Genomic DNA, 18,230 nt, shown 5'->3' with positions numbered 1-18,230 from the left:
CTTAGCTCTCCTCGCCCTTATCTCTGACCGCCGCCTCTTCGCCCACGGCAAGGATCGGCCCGTCGCCCTGCGCCTCATCGCGCTCGTCTTCCAGTACGTGGCCCACGACGGGTTTTCGCATCATCGCCACAATATACCAAGTGCCCGCGCCAAAGACGAAGAAGTACACCACGATAAAAGCAATGAGCGAGGTTGCCACCGCCGGCGCTTCGACGGGCGCAAGACTGTCAGAGGTCCGCAGCAGCCCGTAAACGGTGAAGGGCTGACGCCCGACCTCGGTCGTGATCCAGCCTGCCAGCACCGCGACAAAGCCCGTGGGCCCCATCAGCAGCGCCAGACGGTGCAACAGCGGCGCATCGTAGAGCCGCCCCCGCAGCCGCGCCAGCGCGGCCCAAAGGCCCAGCCCCAGCATCGCAAAGCCAAGTGCGATCATGATGCGGAAGGACCAGAAGACAATCGCCACCGGTGGCTCATCCGCGTCCGGGATCGTATCCAACCCGTCCAAGGGCGCATTCAGATCGTGTTTGAGGATCAGCGACGACAGCTTGGGGATCTCAATGGCATAGTCGATGCGCTTTTCCTCGGGGTTCGGGATGCCGAACAGGATCAGCGGCGCACCGTGCGGGTGGCTATCGTAATGCCCCTCCATTGCCATGACCTTTGCAGGCTGATGCTCAAGCGTATTCAAACCATGCATGTCGCCCGCAAAAATCTGCAGCGGTGTCACCAGCAGAAGCATCCACATCGCCATCGAGAACATGGTCCGCGCCGCTGCATCCGCGCGGTCGCGCAGCAAGTGCAACCCGCCGACCGCGCCCACGACCAGCGCCGTGGTCAGATAGGCCGCCAGCACCATATGCACCAAACGGTAGGGGAAGGAGGGGTTAAAGACGATCGCCCACCAGTCTTCGGGCACGAATTGACCGACATCATTGATGCCAAAGCCCGCAGGGGTCTGCATCCAGCTGTTGACCGACAGGATCCATGTGGCCGAGGCCAGCGTGCCCAGTGCCACGAGTGCTGTGGCGAACATATGCAGCCCATCGCCGACCCGCTTACGGCCAAAGAGCATGATGCCAAGGAAACCGGCTTCAAGAAAGAAGGCCGAAAGCACCTCATAGGCCATGAGCGGCCCGACGACCGGCCCGGCCTTATCAGAAAAAACCGACCAGTTGGTGCCGATCTGGTAGGACATGACGATGCCCGAGACGACACCCATGCCAAAGGCCACGGCAAAGATCTTCTTCCAGTAGTTAAAGAGCTTCAGATAGGTCTCTTCTCGTTTCCAAAGCCAGAGCGCGTTGAGCACGGCCAGAAAACTTGCCAACCCGATTGAGAAAGCCGGGAAGATGATATGGAACGAAACCGTGAATGCAAACTGCACCCGCGCTAGGATTTCGGCGGTGTAACCGTCGAGCATGTGAAGCCCTCGCGTGTTGTTTCCTGACCTATATAGGACCGGGGGGAGCGAGAGGCACAGGCTAAATTGCCGCAGCCGTTTGCATTTGTCCTAACTGTCGAATGTCACCACCACACGCAGCCCCGGCGCGTTGTCGATGAGTTCCAGCCTTGCCCGGTGCAGTTTCACGACCCCATCGACCAGCGCCAGCCCCAGCCCATGGCCCGGCGTGCCCCGGCTGCGATCAAGCCGGTAGAGCCGCTGCAACACTTTGTCGCGGTCCTGCGCCGGAATGCCGGGGCCGCCATCTGCGACACTGAGTGTGACCTGACCCGCCGCCTGTTCCAGCGAAATGTCCACCGCCTCGGCGTCGCCAGAATGGCGCAGGGCATTCTCGATCAGATTGGCGATCATCTGACCCAGCAATGCACGGTCGCCTGTGACATGGGCAGGCGTCTTTGGCAGGGTGCAGATCAGGCGCTTGCCCTGTTCGCCCGCCGCGGGCTCATAAAGCTCGACCATGGTTCGGCACAGCGCGGTCAGATCGACGGGGGTGAAATGGGCGCGGGCATCGCCCTGCTCCACCTGCGCGAGTTGTAGCAGAGATTGAAAGATCGCGGCGATGCCGTCCAATTCGGCACGTGCGCGGGCCAGCGGTTCGGTTCTGTTTTCGCCCGTGGCCTCGGCCCTGTCGAGATCGTCCAGATGCACCGAGACACGTTGGATCGGGGTTTTCAGGTCATGGGCGATATCCAGCGACACCTGCCGCAGCGCTGCCACCGACGTTTCCTGCGCCCGGGCCATTTGGTTGACCGCCTCACCAATGCGCAGCAGGTCATCCGACCAGCGCGGCCCGGGCGATACCCTTGCCGCCAGATCGCCTGCGGTCAGCCGGTCCAGCGTGGCGCGGATCACCTCGACATGCCGTTTGGAACGTCGGGCAAGGATCAACCCGCCCGAAAGCGCGATCAACACCGTGGGCAACAGGCTCACCAGCAAGATATTCACGAAAACCTCGCGCAGGGCGGTGATCTCGGCCCGGCTGCGCGCGATGGTCAAAAGCCCGCCATAAAGCGTATCGGTGAGCGTGAGATAAACCCCGTCATACTGCGCCCGCGCCGCGCCGATTGAGACGATGTGATAACCTTCGTTATCCCGCGCGATGGCCCCGTTGCCATAGATACGACCATTAGGGCCGATGTAGCTTAGGATCAGCCTGTTGGGGTCTGTCTCGCGCGATTCCGCCTCGACCAGCCGCGCAAGGGCGGCGGCACCGGGGGCGGCGCGAAAGCCCGCCATGTCTTGCGCGAGATCTGCCCGGATCGCCTGTTCAAACGATCGCTGGGTGACGGCATAGCTGGCCGCAAGGCTAAGCAGGCTGACGATGGTAAAAAGCAGCACCAGCAAAAGCGCCAACCGCAGCGGCATGGAACGCCACAACCCTGCCAGCCGCGCCTTCATGTGTCGATCCTATAGCCCGCGCCGCGCACGGTCTGGATCAACTCGCCGTCAAAGGGTCGGTCGACCTTGGCCCGCAGGCGGCTGATGTGGGTCTCCACCACGTTAGTCATCGGGTCAAAGGAGATGTCCCAGACCGCCTCAAGCAGCATGGTTCGCGTTTGGACCCGGCCTTTCCGGCGGAGCAGATGCTCTAGCAAAGCAAATTCACGCGGTAGCAGGTCAATCTCTTGGCCCGCGCGCGTGACCCGGCGGCTGATCAGGTCCATCGTCAGGTCGCCAGCGCGGAGGGTCGTTTCCTGCTCCAGCGCCTGCGGGCGACGCGCCAGCGCATTCACCCGCGCCGACAGTTCGCCAAAGGCAAAGGGCTTGACCAGATAATCATCCGCCCCGGCGTTCAGCCCGTCGATCCGATCCTCCACCGCGCCCATCGCCGTGAGCAGCAACACCGGCGTGGCATTGCCCGCCCCGCGCAGGGTTTTCAATAGCGTCAGCCCGTCCAACTCAGGCAGCATCCGATCAAGGATCAGCACGTCATATTGCCCGGTGGTGGCCTGCACCAACCCGTCGCGGCCATCGGCCACCACATCCACGGCATGCCCCTCTTCGCGCAGGCCCCGCGCGATATAGGTGCTGGTGGTGGCATCGTCTTCGACAACAAGCAGTTTCATCGGGGTCTCATCTAGGTTCAGCCAAGAGGTAAGGCAATTCCGCTGCCCGCGCATCCCGCCGCCTGCATTCTCACAGATTTGTATAGCGCCTGCGACGACGCTGTAAAACGCGCGCCCCAGATAGGGGTCCAGAAACACTGAATGCACAGCAAGGAGCATCTCATGAACCAGACCCTTTCCAAGGCCCCCCGCGCCGCCGCCCTTGCGCTGAGCGCCGCCGTCGCCGCGACCCCAATGCTGGCACTTGCGCCCACTGCGGCGCTGGCCGTTCCGCCGGGTGGCTATGCTGACCTTGTCGAGGCCGTTTCTCCCGCCGTGGTCTTTATCGAAGTGACCGCCAAACAACAAAACGCGCAGATCCAGCAGCAGCTTCCCCCCGGCATGCCCGAAGAACTGCGCCGCCGGTTCGAGCAGATGTTGCCCGACCAGCCCGGTGCCGAGGCGACTCCGCGCCAAGGTTTGGGGTCCGGCTTCATCATCTCCGAAGACGGTCAGATCGTGACCAACCATCATGTCGTGGCAGGCGCTGAAACGGTAACTGTGAAACTTGCCGATGGTCGTAGCTTTGACGCCGAAGTGGTCGGCAGTGATGCGATGACCGACATCGCGCTGCTCAAAGTCAAAGCGGATGTGGACCTCCCTAAGGTGGACTTTGGCACGTCCAAAACCCTGCGCGTCGGCGATGAAGTCGTCGCCGTGGGCAACCCCTTTGGCCTTGGCGGCACCGTGACCTCAGGCATTGTTTCGGCTCTGTCGCGTGACATCCAGGCCGGGCCGTTCGATGATTTCATCCAAACCGATGCGGCGATCAACCGTGGCAACTCAGGCGGGCCGCTGTTTAACAACGATGGCGAAGTCGTGGGCGTGAACACCGCAATCCTGTCGCCGGGCGGCGGCTCTGTCGGGATCGGCTTCTCGGTGCCTTCGGACCTTGTGCAAACCATCGTGGCCGATCTCGCCGATGACGGCTTGGTTGAGCGCGGCTGGCTGGGTGTGCAAATCCGGCAGATGACCCCCGAGGTCGCCAATGTGCTGGGCTATGACGAGCCGCGCGGCGCGGTGATCGAAGCCATCAGCGAGGACAGCCCTGCCGCGAAGGCGGGTCTCAAGAAAGGCGATATTATCCTGTCCTTCGGTGACACTGAGATTGACGATCTGCGCGACCTGACTCGCGCCGTCGCCACCACATCGCCCGAGACCGCGACAGAGGTTGTCGTGCTGCGCAAAGGTGCGGAAACAACCCTCGACGTAACCGTGGGCGCGTTGGAACCCAAGCCAGCGTGACCCATGTCTTCCCGACGCCCCTCATGCCGTCGGGAAGCCCCCCAGCCCTTAGCCCTTGCCGGGCTGGGTACCCTGCCCCGGTGGTCTCATACCGCCGGGGCCTTTTCATGCGGCTATGCGCCCTCGCCCGAAGAGAGCGGCGCGCTGTGTAGATGAAAGCGGACCAATTCCGCCACCGAACTGGCCTCAAGCTTGCGCATTACCCGGGCGCGATGCACCTCGACCGTTTTGACCGAAATATCCATTTCACTGCCAATTTCACGGTTTGACAACCCAGCCACCACCCGCTCGAACACCCGATGCTCTTGCGGGGTAAGCCGGGCCAGCAGCTGTGCATTTTCAACGTCTGCCTCTTGGCTTTTGCGACGCGCCGCATCGGTCTGAAGGGCGGTGTTGATCAGATCGAGCATGTTTTGATTGTTAAACGGCTTTTCGATGAAATCCACTGCCCCCGCCTTCATCGCCTTTACCGCAGTAGAGACATCGCCAAAGGCCGTCATCAGGACCAGCGGTATCGCGATGCCCCGCGCGTTCAGCGCCTTTTGCAGCTCCAGACCGCTCATCTCCGGCATTCGAACATCGCTGACAAGGCAGCAGATGCCGGTATCCTCATATCCCTCAAGGAACTCCGCCGCCGATGCAAAGGAAGTTGCTCGCAGCCCGACGGAGCCCAGCAACCACACCAAGGATTCCCGCACCGCGGCATCATCATCGACAACGTAAACGATCCTGTCTTCAGGCATTCTACTTTTGCACCTCCAACGGCATACGCACAGTCAGGCGAGCACCATCTGCGTCAGATTTGGTTACTGCGATGGTCCCCCCATGGGACAGCACAATCGTTTCGCAAATCGCCAGCCCCACGCCCAGACCCTTGTCCTTGGTCGAGCGGAAGGCGCTGAAGGCCGTCTGGGCGGGCATGTCCGGCGCAAAACCGCGCCCTGCGTCGGCCACGTCAATCACGATCTCCCCCGCCTCGCAGCGCGCCGAGACAGAGACTTCGGCATCAGGGCGGTCCGCCTCCCGGCAGGCGTCAATGCCGTTCTTGATCAGATTGATTAAAAGCTGTTCGATCTCGATCCGGGCGCAGTGCAGTTCGACATCCCCACATTGATCAGAGACGACCACGGCGATGCCGGTGGCAGAGCTCTCCGGCTGGATCAGCAATTGCACCGAACGCAGAATGTCGTCGAACCGCACCGCGACACGGTCTGCGTCGTCGTTATGCAGGTAGTTCGACATGGACCGCAGGATGGCACTGGCACGTTCTGATTGGCTTTGCATGTTGTTGAGCACGGCGATCATATCCTCTCTCTCAAGCTGGTCGTTCTGGGCACGCAACACACAGCCTGCGGCAAAATTGTGAATAGCGGCTAAAGGCTGGTTCAATTCATGGGCGATGGCGGCGGTCATCTGGCCCAACGTCTCGCGCCGGTTAAGCAGTTGCAGTGCCGTTTCATGCCGGTGCAGCCGCTCTTCGCGCTCTACTTTTTCGGTGATGTCTGAGGCAATCGTCAAAAGCCCCCCTGCGGCCACCGGGTAGTCCGTCACTTCCAGCCAACGCCCGTCCGACGACCGCGCGCGAAAGAATTTCGCCGGTGTGTTACGGCGGTCACGCCGCTGCTCGCTCCAGCGGAGCTTCCCTTCGGGGGTCATGGCCAATTTGCCGGTGCGCGTGAAATGGGCCAACAGCTCATCGAAGTGCCGCCCGATGATGTCACCGCCGATCCCGGCATAGGTCGTGCGGTATTCCTCGTTGCAATAGACCAGCCGGTCGGTCCGGTCGAAAAGCGCGACCATCGTGGAGATGTTTTCAAAGGCCAGCGCCAAGGCTTCCAGCGCGGACTTGCGTTCGGTTTCAGCGGTGGCGATCTCGGTCATGTCAAAACAGGTGCCGCGATAGCCTGCAAGTTGCGCATTGCTGTCAAAGAAGGGCTTGCCCGACATGTCGATCAGCCGTTCCCGCCCCCCGGCGAGGGGGATGACCAAGCGCAGATCGCGAAACGGTGCCTGCCGGGCCAGCCGCTGCTGAAGCATATCGAAGTCGCCCTTGCTCCGTTCGATATTGGCTTCGGCAAGGGTTTTGCCCTGCTCAAATATCGGCGTTTCAGCTTCGGTTTGACGTCCTCCACCCGAAAGGAACGTAAACCGCCGGTCGACGTCCATTTCCCACACCCAATCGGTCGCACTTTCCGTGAAATCGCGAAAACGGGTTTCGCTTTTTACCAGATCATTCAGCACGTTCTGCTGGTCCGTTACATCTTGGATCGCGGCCAGCAGGTGCACGTCCCGTCCACGGTCCAAACGACGAATACAGGCGCGCGCCTCGATCTGGCGGCCATTGGCGGCCAGAAACTTCACATTCTCAATCACATCGCGCGGGCGGCTGCCCGCCATATGCAGATTGTTGCGGATCGTGGCACGGCTGCGCGGCTCCACGAACTGCTGTCCCTGTTGCCACATCTCCCGCAGGCGTTGCGCATCGCGCCCCAGCAGCGCCTCCACCTCAGGGGAGACATCCACCAACGCGCCCTCTTGGTCCCATTCCAAATAGCCTACACCTGCCACTTCGGCTGCAAGGGCGTGTTTTGTCGCGCTGATCTCCGCTTCATAGACCGCGTCCTGCAGGGCGGAGCGGTCCATGACCATGACCAGGACACCCACGACCTGCCCCCGGTCAGAGAGCGGTTGATAGACCGCCGACCCTTGATTGCGGGCCAAGATGGGGCGCGAGAAATCGAAATGCCAAGTGACCTGCCGCCCTGCCAAGGCCTTTTCAAGATTGGCCGTTACCTCATCCAACATATCAGGCGGGACGACCTCAGACAGATGCCGCCCCTCAATCTCATTCGAAGGTTTGCCGAAGGACGCGCTATAGGCATCGTTGACAAAAGCATAGGTCATATCAGGCGCGAGAAAGGCCGCCTGCACGGGCAGATCATTCAGCAGATCGGGCAGCTTACGACGCGTCTCATCGCTGTCGCTTGCACCTTGCAGCTTCCGGTGGTTGCGCAGAACCCGCCAGCTTTGGGCCACCACCACAGCAAGCGAAGCTGCCGCCAAGACAAGCTCAACCGGATCACGGTAGAGGATGCCATGCGGCTCCTGCCCCGAGAACAGCGCCACGGTAATGTACAAAAGCAAGATCGCAACCGCGCCCAGCACGCTAAAGCGATTAACCGGGTCGCCAGTTTGCTTGGCGATCATCACGCAGGACAAGACAACTCCGCACAGCGCAATCAATGTGAACGCCGCGACTAAGCTCATGCAGCACCTCTACTTTCCTCAAGACGTTCGCCTCTATTCGCCTCCCTGTCTATTGGGGGAAACCCTGACAGGCCGAAGTTCGTTTGCCCCCTTGCCCCCGCTGTACCGCGATGCGAAACAAATACGTGAAAAGATCTTCCGCAATTTCAGCGCATTGCCTTTGATTGTTAGGGATAACCCTCATCTGACGGGGGCTTTGCCCAATTGGCGTAAAGTCCTAGGTCTGTAATTTGATCCGCAGCCTCGGGAGCAGCCGGGCAATTTTTAAGGTTACAAATTTGGATTAGCGTAATGAAAGATAACCAAAACTCAGGGTCAGATACGTTTGATGAAACGCACAAGCCAAACAAAGTGCCGACAGAGGCAGAGTTGATGGAGATTCGCAGCCTCTACGCCCAAGCCGACGCGATGGCCGAGGCCGCAGAGAAGGCCGAGACATCCGGCGGCGATGGCCAATCTTCTGACACTCCCCCGCCCACAGTGCCCTCGCATCAGGGCGACGAACGAGGTGACGCCGGCTGAGAGCCAAACCGCTCACTTTTGACTGTTAGACACCACATGATCACTGTCGATGCCGCCCAGCGAATGAAACAGGCCCGACGTGTTGTTGACGCCAAATTTCTTCAACAATTTGGCGCGATACACCTCTACCGTGCGGTGCGAAATGTCGAGATTGATGGCGATTTCCTTGCTGGTCAGCCCCTCCGCCAGATGACTTAGAATCTCGCGCTCGCGGCGGGTCAGTGGCAGATAGGGCCGCTCGCCCGACAAATCGGCAAAGCTCCAGACCGCGCGATCAAGCGGGCTTTCAGGGGTGAAGGAATGTCCCCGCACCCGGCACCAGAAGAGACTACCATCGCGGCGCGCCATGATGCGCTCATCCCAATAGGTGTTGGTCTCGCGCAGTTGCACCACGCCCCGGTCGCGGATGTTTACGAACTCTTCATCCGACGGATATAGCACCGAAAACCATTGGTCGCGCAGGGCCGCACGTTCATAGCCAAACATCTGTGCAAAGGCGATGTTGCATTCGCGGATCACCCTGTTCTCCGTCACCACCAGACCGATGGGTGCATGCACGAAGGCCAGTTCAGCGAATTGCCCATCGCGGAAGCAGTCATCGGTACGTATTTCCACCATCTTGCCCCAATCATCTCTTTCTCGGATGCTCGAAACTCAAGCTAGTCGACGGGGGGAGACGGTGCAACAACGCGCTGGCCCGTCCAGGGAGGATACCATGAAGACACTCACGCGGATCGCCGCCGTGACGGCGAGTATTGCGGCCTTTGCCGGAGCGGCATGGGCCGAAGACCCGATCAAGATCGCCCTCGTGCACGGGCTGTCGGGCAGCAGTTTCGAAGCCTTCTCCAAACAGGCGCAGACCGGTTTCGAGCTCGGCATCGAATATGCCACCGACGGCACGAACACGGTCAAGGGCCACAAGATCGAACTCATCATCAAAGACACGCAGTTCAAGCCCGATGTCGCCCGTGCCGTGCTGGCCGAGGCTTACGGCGACGATGACGTGCTGATGGCTGTGGGCTCGACCTCCTCGGGCGTGGCGCTCGGGATGCTGCCGATCGCCGAGGAATACGAGAAGATCCTGATCGTGGAGCCCGCTGTGGCCGACAGCCTGACCGGGCCCGAGAGCAACCGCTACGTCTTCAAGACATCGCGCAACTCCTCGATGGACATGCAGGCGCAGGCGCTGGCGCTGAAGCCGGACGAGAACCTCTATGTCGCGACCATCGCCGAGGATTACGCCTTCGGCAAGGACGGCATTGCCGCCTTCAAGGCCGCGCTGGATGGCAGCGGCGCGACCGTTGTGACCGAGGAATACGTGCCCCAGGGCACTGCCGATTTCACCGCCGCGGCGGAGCGGATGTTCAACGCGCTGAAGGACAAGGAAGGCCGCAAGGTGATCCTCGTCTATATTGCTGGCGGTGGCGACGCGCCCGGCAAGATCCAGGCGCTTGACCCCTCCCGCTTCGGCATCGAGATCTCGATGGGCGGGCATATCCTGCCGGTGCTGCCGACCTACAAGCGCTTCCCGGGCATGGAAGGCGCGGTTTATTACTACTATGAGGCCTACGACAACCCGGTGAACGACTGGCTGGTAAAGACCCATCAGGAGCGGTTCGACAGCCCGCCGGACTTCTTCACCGCCGGTGGCATGGCCGCCGCCCTGGCCGCGGTGAAAGCCATTGAGACCGCCGACAGCCTTGAGACCGAAGACCTGATCGCCGCGATGGAAGGCATGTCATGGGAGACGCCCAAGGGCACCATGACCTTCCGCCCCGAGGACCATCAGGCGCTGCAGTCCATGGTGCATTTCAAAATCCGCGTTGATGAGAACGTCGATTGGGCGATCCCCGATCTGGTGCGCATCATAGAAGCGGACGAGATGGACATCCCCATCGGCCGCACCAACGACTGATCACCCATAGGCCCGCCCCCTCTACTGGGGCGGGCCGCCCCCCGCGCCCGCATCCGCGCCAAAGGTTTCCCCATGCCCTCGCCCTCGCTCGTCACACGCGACCTGACCATTCGTTTCGGCGGTCACGTCGCGGTCAATCAGGTTTCCTGCGCCTTCCACCCCGGTGAGCTGACCGCCATCGTCGGCCCGAACGGGGCCGGAAAAACCACCTATTTCAACCTTATCTCGGGCCAGCTTGCCGCCACCTCGGGACAGGTGCTGAAAGGCGAGACCGACCTCACCCGCATGGCCCCCTCGGCGCGCGCGCGCCAAGGTGTGGGCCGCGCCTTTCAGCTGACCAATCTCTTCCCGCAGCTCTCGGTGCTGGAGAACATCCGCCTTGCCGTGCAGGCCCGAGAGGGCGCGGGCTGGCGGCTCCTGCGCCCGGTGCAGCGTTTCACCGAGCTTACCAAGGACGCCGAACATTACCTCGAGGCCACCCGCCTGACCCGCGCCGCCCATCTGCCCGCCGCCGCCCTGCCCCATGGCGACCAGCGCAAGCTGGAGGTGGCGCTGCTGATGGCGATGGAGCCCGATATCTACATGTTCGACGAGCCCACCGCTGGCATGTCGCTGGACCATGCGCCCGAGGTGCTGGAGCTTATTGCGCAGATCAAGGCCGACCCGGCAAAGACCGTCCTGCTGGTGGAACACAAGATGGACGTGGTCCGCGCGCTGGCCGACCGCATCATCGTGCTGCACAACGGGGAATTGCTCGCCGATGGCGCACCTGCCGAAGTCATGGACAGCCAGATCGTACGCGACGTCTACCTAGGCACCGCGACGGAGGAGACGGCATGAGCCTGCTGACCCTCGACCACATGAAGACCGACATCGGCCAATACGCCGTGCTGCATGACGTGAGCCTTGCGGTGCCCGAAGGCGGCGTCTTTGTCCTGCTGGGCCGCAACGGAGCGGGCAAGACGACGACGCTGCGTTCGATTATGGGGCTGTGGAAACCCGCGCCCGGCACGGTGCGCTTTGACGGCACCGACCTCACTGGCTTGCACACCGCCGACATCGCACGACGCGGGATTGCTTATGTGCCCGAGAACATGGGGATTTTCGGCACCCTGACGGTGGAGGAAAACCTGATCCTCGCGACCGACAAGGGCCGTTTTGACGCCACGCGCCTGAAACGCATCACCACGCTCTTCCCGGCGCTGGAGCGGTTCTGGACGAAACAGGCATGGTCGCTTTCAGGTGGCCAAAAACAGATGCTCGCCGTCGCCCGCGCCATCGTGGAGCCGCGGCGCCTGATCCTGATCGACGAGCCGACCAAAGGCCTCGCGCCGGCCATCGTGAGCGCTATGGCCGAGGCCTTCGCCGAGATTTCACGTGAAGCAACGATCCTGCTGGTGGAACAGAACTTCGCCTTTGCCCGGCAATTGGGCCGCGAAATGGCGGTGATCGACGACGGTCGCGTCGTTCACAGCGGCTCCATGGCCGATTTCGCCGTCGACAAACCGCTGCAAGACCGGCTGTTGGGCCTGTCGTGATGAGGAAGAACATGGATCGCATATCCGACACATTGGGACGCTTCGGCGGGGTCTACCTGCTGCCGCTGGCCCTCGCGGCGCTGGCCTTCGTGCTGATCGGCGCGCCTTCGTCATGGGCCACGCTGACCGTCGCGGGGCTGGCAATGGGGATGATGGTGTTTCTCATGGCCTCTGGCCTGAGCCTTATCTTCGGCCTGATGGACGTGCTGAACTTTGGGCACTCGGCCTTTGTCAGCTTCGGCGCCTTTGTCGCGGCCTCCGTTCTGGCCGCGCTGAGCGGCTGGCTGGGGGCCGATAATGTGCTGCTGAATATCGCGGCCCTGAGCCTCGCGATCATCGCGGCGATGTCATTTGGCCTCGCCGCCGGGTGGTTTTTCGAGACGGTGATCATCCGCCCGGTTTATCACGACCATCTGCGCCAGATCCTCATCACCATGGGTGCGCTGATCGTGTCGGAACAGATCATCCTCGCCATTTGGGGCGGCACGCCGATCACCGTGCTGCGACCGCAATTCCTCGAAGGCGCTTGGATCATCGGGGACGTCAGCATCGAAATCTACCGCATCTTCGCCTTCGGCCTTGGTCTCGCGGTCTTCATCGGCCTTTACCTCGTACTGAACCGCACCCGGCTGGGCCTTCTCGTGCGCGCCGGCGTCGAGAACCGCGAGATGGTGGAGGCGCTTGGCTTTCGCATCGACCGGCTATTCATCGGCGTCTTTATGGTCGGCTCTGCGCTGGCCGCCGTGGGTGGTGCTATGTGGGCGGGCTATGAGACGCTGATCACCCCCGCGCTTGGCGGCGAGATGATGATCGTTGTCTTCATCGTCGTGATCATCGGCGGCTTGGGCTCCATCGAGGGCACGCTCTTGGGCGCGCTGCTGGTGGGGCTGACGGCGAATTACGTCGGCTTCCTCGCCCCGAAACTGGCGCTGGCAAGCAACATGATCCTGATGACGGCAATCCTTCTGTGGCGCCCCAACGGGCTGCGCCCGGCGGTGAAGTGAGGTGAGTATGCAGAGCAAACAGACCTACGGCACCATCGCCGTGAAAACCGCCGTTCTCGTGATCGCCGCCCTGCTGCTCTTCGCGCCCTTCCTGTTTCAGGACGTGCGCGCGCTCGAGGTCGCCGCACGCATCTGTATCTTTATCGTGCTGGTGGCGAGCTATGACCTGCTGATCGGATACACCGGAATCGTCAGCTTCGCCCATACGATGTTCTTCGGTTTCGGCGCCTACGGTGCCGCCATCGCCCTGCGCCAGATGGGGCCAGGCTGGGACGCGGTTGCCCTGGGCGCTGTCGCGGGTGTGCTGGTCTCGCTGGTGGTGGCCACTGGCGTCGGGCTGCTCAGCCTACGGGTGAAGGCGATCTTCTTTGCGATGATCACGCTGGCGACGGCTTCGGTCGCACTGGTGTTGGCCTCGCAGCTGTCGCAGTTCACCGGCGGCGAAGACGGGATCACCTACCGCGCGCCGGACCTGTTCAAACCGGCGACGAAACTGATGGTTGACGCAGACGGCAAAGTAGCGCGGCTCTTCGGCGTGAAGCTCAATGGCAAACTCGCAGCCTATTACTTCGTGTTCTTCACCTCGCTGGCGCTGTTCCTGTTGATGCTGCGGGTGGTGGCGGCACCGCTCGGTTCGGTCCTGAAGGCAATCCGCGAGAACGAGGCCCGGGCCGAGGCCATCGGCTACCGTGTTGTGGCTTTCCGTACCTTCGTCTTCTGCCTCTCGGCCGCCGTCGCCTCGCTTGCTGGCACGGTCTATGCAGTCTGGCTGAAATACACCGGGCCGGACACGACGCTGAGCTTCGCCATCATGATCGACATGCTGCTGATGGTGGTGATCGGTGGCATGGGCACGATGTGGGGCGCGGTTGTCGGGGCCGTGCTGATGGTGATGGCGCAATACTATCTGCGCGACCTGATGGGGGCAGCCGCCGAGGCGACTGCCAGCATTCCGCTGCTGCCGGAATTGCTCGACCCTGACCGCTGGCTTTTTTGGTTGGGCATCATCTTTATCTTGCTGGTCTATTTCTTCCCGCGGGGGATCACCGGCACTGTCATGCAAAAGGGTGCGCGCTGATGACCTCCCCCCGTTTCCGCTTTATCCCCGTCATGGATCACGAGATCCATGTCACCGAATGGGGCGACCCGGCCAAGCCTGCGCTGATGATGCTACACGGACTGGCGCGCACCGGGCGCGACTTTGATGAGGTGGCCGCCGCCCTGTCTCGTGACTTTCATGTGCTCTGTCCCGATATGATCGGGCGGGGGCTGTCGAGCTGGTCGCGCAATCCGGAGGCGGAATATTCGGTCGAATACTACGCAGGCGTCGCGACGGATGTGCTGGATCACTATCGGATCGACTGTGCGGCGTGGCTCGGCACCTCCTTGGGCGGCATGATAGGCATGCATATCGCCTCGGGCCGTGACGCAAACAGGATCAGCGCGCTCGTGGTGAATGACATCAGCCCCGAACTGCCCGAGGCTGCGGTCGAGCGGATCCTGTCTTATGTCGGCAGCCTCCCCGACTTTGGCAGCTTTACAGAGGGCGAGGCGTGGCTGCGCGCGACCTACGCGCCCTTCGGTCCCGCCGCCGACGCTTTTTGGCAGCGCATGGCACGGTCTTCGCTGCGCCGTCGCGGCGACGGGCGGCTGACGCTGCATTATGATCCACGTATTACCGTCCAATTCACCGCCTCAGCGCATGAGCTTTCCACCTGGGACCGTTGGGGCCGCACCTCCACACCCACGCATCTTTTGCGCGGCGCGCAGTCGGATTTGCTGCTGCCCGAAGCGGCCAAACGGATGACTGAAAGCGGACCGCGCCCCAGTATGACCCAGTTTCCCGACTGCGGCCATGCACCCAACATGTCCAACCCTGCGGATATCACCCTGTTGCGCGGTGTTTTGAACGAATTGCTGGGTCATGCTGCTTCTTAGAAAAAAGCCCCACTTGCAAATTTGACGCTGTTGCCCGGGCATTTTCCAGCGGGCAGGTATTTTTCTTGCGTCAGCAAAGAACTCTGCAGTCTAATGCCTTAAGGGCGAACCCGGCACTAAGAAGGCCGGGGCGCAGAGGACAGAGACCGACTTGGGCAAAAACCGGCATGAAAAAGATTAGAAATGCACTGTCTCAACGTGCGAAACAGATTTTCATTCTGGTGGCATTGGGCGGCGTTGTCCTTGGCTTCGGCCATCGGATCGAGACCCTTTCCTATCAAACCTACATGCAGGACCTCGAACTCGATACCACATTAGAACTGATCGAAGTGCGTGAGCGGATCCGCGCGGATATCTTTGACCAAATCCTAAAACTGCGCGAATTGGCCACGGTCGTCAGCGAGAACCCGAACATTACTCAGTCTGAGTTCAGCGCCCGCGCGGCGGAGTTCATGACCGACAATCCCGATGTGATTAACCTTGCGGTGGCACCCGACCTCGTTGTCACCATCGTCCACCCTTATGAGGCCAACCAAAGCGTGTTGGGTCTGGACTACCGGCAGAACGAAGCGCAACTGCCGAAGGTCGAACAGGCCATGAAAAGCGGCGAGGGTTTGGTCACCGGGCCGGTCGACCTTGTTCAAGGCGGGCGCGGACTGATCTTGCGTCACCCAATCTTTTACGCAAACGGCGGTTCAGATGTAGAAACGAACCTGCCCTGGGGCATCCTGTCCATGGTGCTGGATTACGATGCCTTTGTCACGCGGCTGCAGATTCCTGAATTGGCCGAGAAATACGATCTGGCCATCCGCGAACTGACCCCAGAGGGGCAGATTGAACAGACGATCATTGGCGATCCGACCCTTTCCATGGTCAACCCGATCGAGCTCGACTTCAACTTTACTTTTGGTGTTTGGCAATTGGCTGCCACCATCAAAGGCGGCTGGCCAGAGCATCGACCTGATTTCTGGCTGCATTGGCTTTTGCGCGTCCAAGGTGCACTTGGGGTTACTGTTTTCGCGTGGTATATCATGCGCTTGGCCGAGAACCGCAAGTTGGCCGAAGAACGCTTGCGCACAGGTGTCGAAGCCTTGGACCATGGTTTTGTCATGTACAATCCCAAGGGCACATTGGTCCTTTGCAACGAAAAATACCGCGAAATCCATGACTACAGCGACGTAGTGAAGCCCGGATCAACCTACGAAAAGATCGTGCGTGATAGCATTCGCCGTGGGATCGTGCCTGATGCCGTCGGCAAGGAAGAGGAATGGATCCGCGTCTGGCTGGAAAAGCGTGAGAACGGCGCCTTTGAAACCGAGCAGCGCATGCCCGATGGCCGCATCATCCGCACCTCTGACCGCCGCATGGAAGACGGCAGTGTTGTTGGTCTGCGGATCGACGTGACTGATTTAAAGAAAGCGCTGTTGACGGCGGAGGACGCGAATAAGGCCAAGACCGACTTTATGGGCGTGCTGAGCCATGAGTTACGCACACCTCTGACCGTTATTCTGGGCCATGTTCGCCTTGCGCGGCATTTCGACCGCACCCCGGCGGCGCGCGACCTTTGCACCGCCATTGATGCTGATCCTCAGACCCGTGAAACTCTGGCGCCCAAGCTGTCTGCCACGATGAGCAAGCTGGGCGACATTATGCAAACGGTGGAACGGTCGGGCAATCATCTGCTGACCCTGATCAACGAGGTGCTTGATTTCGCTAAGATCGACGCCGGCAGTCTCTCGATCACGATGGAGCCGGTGCAGATCGACGATATCGTCACCCCAACCGCAGATCAATTGCGTCCGATGATCGAAGACAAAGGTTTGGAATTTAACGTAAAGTCGGCCACTGGCGTGATGCTGGCCGATGGTAAGCGGATCCAGCAGGTCTTGATCAATCTGCTGAGCAATGCAACGAAATTCTCGGACCAGGGCACGATCTCGCTGACCTGTCGCATTCGCGGGGAGGTCGTTGAGTTCCGCGTCACGGATTCAGGCATCGGCATCCCGGAGAACGAGTTGGAGCGTGTTTTTGAGCCCTTCCATCAAGTCGATTCCACCGCCACACGGCGCTTTGGTGGAACCGGGCTGGGCCTTGCGATTTCACGCGATATTGCCACGGCCCATGGTGGCAGCCTTGTGGCGACCAGCATCATGGGCAAGGGAAGCACCTTCCTGCTAACCCTCCCCTTGCGCCCCGCCATTGCCGTCGCCGCCGCCGAAGCGCGAGAGGCTGAGGTGGCGTAACCTCCTCAGCTTTCGGCCAACCGCTCGACGACCTGTTCCTGTTCGCCCAGCCCTTCGACGCCCAGTCGAACCCGGTCGCCGGGGCTTAGATAACGTGGCGGTTTAAAGCCCATACCCACCCCCGGCGGGGTGCCAGTGCAGATCAGATCGCCCGGCTCTAGCTGGATGAATTCGGACATGTAGGAGATGATAGCCGCCACATCGAAGACCATTTTCTCGGTCGTGCCATCTTGAAGCCGTTCACCATTGATCTCGGTCCATAGGGAGAGCTTGCCGGGATCGCCCAACTCATCGCCTGTCACCAACACCGGACCTGTAGGGCAGAAATTGGGGAAGCTTTTGCCCTTGACCCATTGGCCACCCCGCTCGGCCTGCCAAGCGCGCTCTGACACATCGTTGACGACACAGTAGCCCAGCACGTGATCCAACGCCTGCTCCCGGCTTACATTCAGCGCGCTGCGCCCGATCACCACGCCCAACTCCACCTCCCAATCCAGCTTGCTCATCCCCTTGGCATAGAGGAGCGGGTCGTTTGGCCCGCAATAGCTGCCGCTGGCCTTGTTGAAAAGGATCGGTTCGGTCGGCACCTCCATCCCCGCCTCAGCGGCGTGATCGGAATAGTTCAGCCCGATGCCCCAGATGTTGCGCGGCTGGCCCACCGGTGCCGCGATGCGCTGGCCTTGGGTCTCGAACAGCGGCAGCCCTTCCAGATCGACACCATCGAGCGTCTTGCGCAGCGCCGGGATCGTCTCAGGCGTGAAATCTGCCACAAGGCTCGAGACATCCCGCGCTTTGCCCGCCGCATCCAGCACCACTGGCGTCTTCACTCCGTCGCGCGCCCCGTATCGCATCAATCGCATGACCTGGCTCTCCCTTTCCTAACCATCGCTGCCGATACCATAGTCAAAGAAACGGCGCTGGCCACTCCTTTGCAGAGGCCGAGGTGGGACTGCTCCCTGACGCAAGGAGAGAGGAACCGACAAGACCTGAG

16 protein-coding genes are annotated in these 18,230 nt (G+C 61.2%); 9 read left to right on the top strand and 7 right to left on the bottom strand.

Translation table 11 applies throughout. The annotated features are described in order from the left end of the window. Position 1 precedes the first annotated feature (1 nt). The 3 genes from K3759_RS03080 to K3759_RS03070 form a co-directional block, all read right to left on the bottom strand. Positions 2-1,420, bottom strand: a complete 1,419-nt coding sequence (locus tag K3759_RS03080; RefSeq protein ID WP_259984270.1) for a cytochrome ubiquinol oxidase subunit I — start codon at positions 1,418-1,420, stop codon at positions 2-4. Positions 1,421-1,510: 90 nt separating this feature from the next. Beyond that, positions 1,511-2,860, bottom strand: coding sequence for a HAMP domain-containing sensor histidine kinase (locus K3759_RS03075; protein WP_259984269.1), 1,350 nt, complete (start codon positions 2,858-2,860; stop codon positions 1,511-1,513). Continuing rightward, entirely contained in the window at positions 2,857-3,528 is a 672-nt protein-coding gene (locus K3759_RS03070; RefSeq protein WP_259985545.1) for a response regulator transcription factor, read from the bottom strand. Before K3759_RS03070 ends, K3759_RS03075 begins: the two co-directional genes overlap by 4 nt. Before the next feature lie 162 nt (positions 3,529-3,690). Here K3759_RS03070 and K3759_RS03065 point away from each other — a divergent pair, with 162 nt between their 5' ends. Further along, entirely contained in the window at positions 3,691-4,812 is a 1,122-nt protein-coding gene (locus K3759_RS03065) for a Do family serine endopeptidase (protein WP_259984268.1), read from the top strand. A 113-nt stretch (positions 4,813-4,925) separates the two neighbouring features. Here the strand turns inward: K3759_RS03065 and K3759_RS03060 are convergent, their stop codons facing one another. After that, positions 4,926-5,555 (bottom strand): response regulator transcription factor, encoded by a 630-nt coding sequence (locus K3759_RS03060; protein ID WP_259984267.1) that lies wholly within the window; start codon positions 5,553-5,555, stop codon positions 4,926-4,928. 1 nt (position 5,556) lies between these two features. Next, a complete protein-coding gene (locus K3759_RS03055; protein WP_259984266.1) occupies positions 5,557-8,079 on the bottom strand; it encodes a PAS domain-containing protein in 2,523 nt (840 codons plus the stop codon). Positions 8,080-8,370: 291 nt separating this feature from the next. Here K3759_RS03055 and K3759_RS03050 point away from each other — a divergent pair, with 291 nt between their 5' ends. Continuing rightward, positions 8,371-8,601 carry a hypothetical protein gene (locus K3759_RS03050; protein WP_259984265.1) on the top strand — a complete coding sequence of 77 codons (231 nt, stop codon included), beginning with the start codon at positions 8,371-8,373 and terminating at the stop codon, positions 8,599-8,601. A gap of 12 nt (positions 8,602-8,613) precedes the next feature. On the opposite strand, the gene K3759_RS03045 is transcribed toward K3759_RS03050, so the two are convergent. Then, complete coding sequence (locus K3759_RS03045; protein ID WP_259984264.1) at positions 8,614-9,219, bottom strand: LuxR C-terminal-related transcriptional regulator; 606 nt, start codon at positions 9,217-9,219, stop codon at positions 8,614-8,616. A gap of 97 nt (positions 9,220-9,316) precedes the next feature. On the opposite strand from K3759_RS03045, the gene K3759_RS03040 reads away from it, so the two are divergent. From K3759_RS03040 to K3759_RS03010, 7 genes are all read left to right on the top strand, one after another. After that, positions 9,317-10,516 carry a substrate-binding domain-containing protein gene (locus tag K3759_RS03040; RefSeq protein ID WP_259984263.1) on the top strand — a complete coding sequence of 400 codons (1,200 nt, stop codon included), beginning with the start codon at positions 9,317-9,319 and terminating at the stop codon, positions 10,514-10,516. Positions 10,517-10,588: 72 nt separating this feature from the next. Continuing rightward, on the top strand, positions 10,589-11,356 hold the full coding sequence (locus tag K3759_RS03035; protein ID WP_259984262.1) for an ABC transporter ATP-binding protein: 768 nt from the start codon (positions 10,589-10,591) through the stop codon (positions 11,354-11,356). Next, on the top strand, positions 11,353-12,054 hold the full coding sequence (locus tag K3759_RS03030; RefSeq protein ID WP_259984261.1) for an ABC transporter ATP-binding protein: 702 nt from the start codon (positions 11,353-11,355) through the stop codon (positions 12,052-12,054). Before K3759_RS03035 ends, K3759_RS03030 begins: the two co-directional genes overlap by 4 nt. Positions 12,055-12,065: 11 nt before the next feature. Next, a complete protein-coding gene (locus tag K3759_RS03025) occupies positions 12,066-13,058 on the top strand; it encodes a branched-chain amino acid ABC transporter permease (RefSeq protein ID WP_259984260.1) in 993 nt (330 codons plus the stop codon). A gap of 7 nt (positions 13,059-13,065) precedes the next feature. Beyond that, entirely contained in the window at positions 13,066-14,136 is a 1,071-nt protein-coding gene (locus K3759_RS03020) for a branched-chain amino acid ABC transporter permease (RefSeq protein ID WP_259984259.1), read from the top strand. After that, on the top strand, positions 14,136-14,996 hold the full coding sequence (locus K3759_RS03015; protein WP_259984258.1) for an alpha/beta fold hydrolase: 861 nt from the start codon (positions 14,136-14,138) through the stop codon (positions 14,994-14,996). Before K3759_RS03020 ends, K3759_RS03015 begins: the two co-directional genes overlap by 1 nt. Positions 14,997-15,163: 167 nt before the next feature. Further along, complete coding sequence (locus tag K3759_RS03010; RefSeq protein ID WP_259984257.1) at positions 15,164-17,239, top strand: ATP-binding protein; 2,076 nt, start codon at positions 15,164-15,166, stop codon at positions 17,237-17,239. 5 nt (positions 17,240-17,244) lie between these two features. Here K3759_RS03010 and K3759_RS03005 read toward each other — a convergent pair whose 3' ends face one another. Then, a complete protein-coding gene (locus K3759_RS03005) occupies positions 17,245-18,099 on the bottom strand; it encodes a fumarylacetoacetate hydrolase family protein (RefSeq protein ID WP_259984256.1) in 855 nt (284 codons plus the stop codon). Positions 18,100-18,230 lie beyond the last annotated feature (131 nt).

It is taken from the genome of Sulfitobacter sp. W027, from assembly GCF_025143985.1.
Lineage (GTDB): Bacteria > Pseudomonadota > Alphaproteobacteria > Rhodobacterales > Rhodobacteraceae > Sulfitobacter.
Note: the sequence above shows the minus strand (reverse complement) of the source record. Positions and strands in the feature narration are given on the sequence as shown.

What these genes read in the sequence shown, in the direction of transcription:
- K3759_RS03080 (WP_259984270.1), bottom strand. Translation starts at nt 1,420, where the DNA reads ATGCTCGACGGTTACACCGCCGAAATCCTAGCGCGGGTGCAGTTTGCA.
- K3759_RS03075 (WP_259984269.1), bottom strand. Translation starts at nt 2,860, where the DNA reads ATGAAGGCGCGGCTGGCAGGGTTGTGGCGTTCCATGCCGCTGCGGTTG.
- K3759_RS03070 (WP_259985545.1), bottom strand. Translation starts at nt 3,528, where the DNA reads ATGAAACTGCTTGTTGTCGAAGACGATGCCACCACCAGCACCTATATC.
- K3759_RS03065 (WP_259984268.1), top strand. Translation starts at nt 3,691, where the DNA reads ATGAACCAGACCCTTTCCAAGGCCCCCCGCGCCGCCGCCCTTGCGCTG.
- K3759_RS03060 (WP_259984267.1), bottom strand. Translation starts at nt 5,555, where the DNA reads ATGCCTGAAGACAGGATCGTTTACGTTGTCGATGATGATGCCGCGGTG.
- K3759_RS03055 (WP_259984266.1), bottom strand. Translation starts at nt 8,079, where the DNA reads ATGAGCTTAGTCGCGGCGTTCACATTGATTGCGCTGTGCGGAGTTGTC.
- K3759_RS03050 (WP_259984265.1), top strand. Translation starts at nt 8,371, where the DNA reads ATGAAAGATAACCAAAACTCAGGGTCAGATACGTTTGATGAAACGCAC.
- K3759_RS03045 (WP_259984264.1), bottom strand. Translation starts at nt 9,219, where the DNA reads ATGGTGGAAATACGTACCGATGACTGCTTCCGCGATGGGCAATTCGCT.
- K3759_RS03040 (WP_259984263.1), top strand. Translation starts at nt 9,317, where the DNA reads ATGAAGACACTCACGCGGATCGCCGCCGTGACGGCGAGTATTGCGGCC.
- K3759_RS03035 (WP_259984262.1), top strand. Translation starts at nt 10,589, where the DNA reads ATGCCCTCGCCCTCGCTCGTCACACGCGACCTGACCATTCGTTTCGGC.
- K3759_RS03030 (WP_259984261.1), top strand. Translation starts at nt 11,353, where the DNA reads ATGAGCCTGCTGACCCTCGACCACATGAAGACCGACATCGGCCAATAC.
- K3759_RS03025 (WP_259984260.1), top strand. Translation starts at nt 12,066, where the DNA reads ATGGATCGCATATCCGACACATTGGGACGCTTCGGCGGGGTCTACCTG.
- K3759_RS03020 (WP_259984259.1), top strand. Translation starts at nt 13,066, where the DNA reads ATGCAGAGCAAACAGACCTACGGCACCATCGCCGTGAAAACCGCCGTT.
- K3759_RS03015 (WP_259984258.1), top strand. Translation starts at nt 14,136, where the DNA reads ATGACCTCCCCCCGTTTCCGCTTTATCCCCGTCATGGATCACGAGATC.
- K3759_RS03010 (WP_259984257.1), top strand. Translation starts at nt 15,164, where the DNA reads ATGAAAAAGATTAGAAATGCACTGTCTCAACGTGCGAAACAGATTTTC.
- K3759_RS03005 (WP_259984256.1), bottom strand. Translation starts at nt 18,099, where the DNA reads ATGCGATTGATGCGATACGGGGCGCGCGACGGAGTGAAGACGCCAGTG.